This is a genomic window from Pseudomonas agronomica, from assembly GCF_025917275.1.
Classification (GTDB): domain Bacteria; phylum Pseudomonadota; class Gammaproteobacteria; order Pseudomonadales; family Pseudomonadaceae; genus Aquipseudomonas; species Aquipseudomonas agronomica.
This window is the reverse complement of sequence record NZ_JAOSHO010000723.1, coordinates 1-1,959: the sequence shown is the minus strand read 5'-3', so window position 1 is coordinate 1,959 and position 1,959 is coordinate 1. Positions and strand designations below refer to the sequence as shown.

Here is a 1,959-nt window from a genome sequence, read left to right as displayed (position 1 = left end):
TGGGAGCGAGCTTGCTCGCGATGGCGACGGTTCAGGCGCTGCTGAATCAGCAATAGATCAAAACCGATCCAAAGTCCGCGGATTGCGCTCGCGCTCCACTTCCTTGGGCTTGTACGCGCAATAACCCGGCCGTGGCCCGACACGTGGATGGTTGCGGCAGGTGTCCGGGCGCTTCTCGTAAATGGTGCACAACCGGCTCTTGCGGTCCAGATACAGGCAGTCGTTGTTGCTCATGCGTTGCAACGTGAAGATTTCCGACTTCTGGTTGTAGCGCTCGACGATCCCTTCCTTTTGCAGGCGCTTGGCGATGTTCTTCGGCGGGTCGCCCAGTTCGAATTCATCGACGATGCCAATCCGGATCAGGTCCTTGATCTTGACCTCCACCGGCAGGGTGCAGCAGCTCGACACGCAGGAACCGCACATCGGGGCGGAATACTTGGCCCAGGTATCGAGTCGGTCGATCTCCGCGGCGGCGATCAGGTTGGGCTTCATCATCACGGTTTTACCAGCATGCATCAGGGCGCGCGATCATACCGGGACTGGTGAAATTTTGAACGACCATCTGCCGGTTTTTTTTGCGTCCCGACAAAACCCGCCTGTACCGGCACGGCCCCTGCATTCATTCGTCCATCGGCGATTCCTTGGCGACGATTCTCCGGCACCAGGGGAAAAACCACCGAACCAAGAGCCTGTACCGTCTGTCAGACCGACTAGGCTCAGACAATTCCATGCTCGTTCGAGGTCTCATCAATGACTCAAGAACCACTTGTTCGCGAAGCTGAGGTTGCGGCATTTCGCGACGCCGTGTTGACCAAACTCACTTATGCCGTCGGCAAGGACCCCGATCATGCGTTTGATCACGATTGGTTCGAGGCCATCGCCCTTGCCGCCCGCGACCACATGGTCGAACACTGGATGGACCATACGCGGCAGATCTACCGCAAGGGCCAGAAGCGCGTCTACTACCTCTCCCTGGAATTTCTCATCGGTCGCCTGCTGTACGACAGCCTGAGCAATCTGGGCCTGCTGGACACCGCCCGCGAAGCGTTGACCGAGCTGGGCGTGGACCTGGAGCGCATCCGCCTGCTGGAGCCCGACGCGGCCTTGGGCAACGGTGGCCTCGGTCGCTTGGCGGCGTGCTTCATGGAAAGCATGTCCACATTGGGCATTGCCGGGCATGGCTACGGTATTCGGTATGAGCACGGCTTGTTCCGCCAGGCGATTGTCGATGGCTGGCAGCAGGAGCAGACCGAGCATTGGCTGGATTTCGGCAACCCGTGGGAGTTCGAGCGGCCGGAAGTGGTCTACCCGATCGGCTTTGGTGGCAGCGTCGAAACCGTGACGGACGACAACGGCAAGACTCGCCAGGTCTGGTCTCCGGCCGAAACCGTGCGCGCCATTGCCTATGACACACCGGTTGTGGGGTGGCGCGGCGCGAGCGTCAACACCTTGCGTCTTTGGCGCGCCCGGGCCGTGGAAGACCTGCACCTGGAACGCTTCAATGCCGGCGACCACCTCGGCGCCGTGGCGGAAGTGGCCCGGGCCGAGAGCATTTCCCGCGTCTTGTACCCGGCCGACAGCACCGAGGCCGGCCAGGAATTGCGCCTGCGCCAGGAATATTTCTTCGTCGCCGCCTCGCTGCAGGATTTGCTGCGTCGCCATCGCAACATGCACACCTCGGTGCTGACCCTGGGTGATCATGCGGCGATCCAGCTCAACGATACGCACCCGTCCATCGCCGTGGCCGAGCTGATGCGCCAATTGGTGGACGTCTATGACGTCGCGTGGGACGCGGCCTGGCAGATCACCCAGGACACGCTGTCGTACACCAACCACACGTTGCTGCCCGAAGCCCTGGAAACCTGGCCGGTGGGGCTGATGGAGCGCATGCTGCCCCGGCACATGCAGATCATCTACCTGATCAACGCCCAGCACATCGACTCGCTGCGGGCCAAGGGC

Annotated in this window: 2 protein-coding genes; one reads left to right on the top strand and one right to left on the bottom strand. The window is 61.5% G+C overall.

Annotated elements, in window-relative coordinates:
• Positions 1-57 precede the first annotated feature (57 nt).
• Positions 58-495, bottom strand: a complete 438-nt coding sequence (locus tag OC610_RS26545; protein WP_024778075.1) for a YkgJ family cysteine cluster protein — start codon at positions 493-495, stop codon at positions 58-60.
• 255 nt (positions 496-750) lie between these two features.
• Between OC610_RS26545 and OC610_RS26540 the strand changes: the two genes are divergently transcribed.
• A partial coding sequence (locus OC610_RS26540) for a glycogen/starch/alpha-glucan phosphorylase (RefSeq protein ID WP_264432175.1) occupies positions 751-1,959 on the top strand: 1,209 nt, incomplete at its 3' end.

What these genes read in the sequence shown, in the direction of transcription:
- OC610_RS26545 (WP_024778075.1), bottom strand. Translation starts at nt 495, where the DNA reads ATGATGAAGCCCAACCTGATCGCCGCCGCGGAGATCGACCGACTCGAT.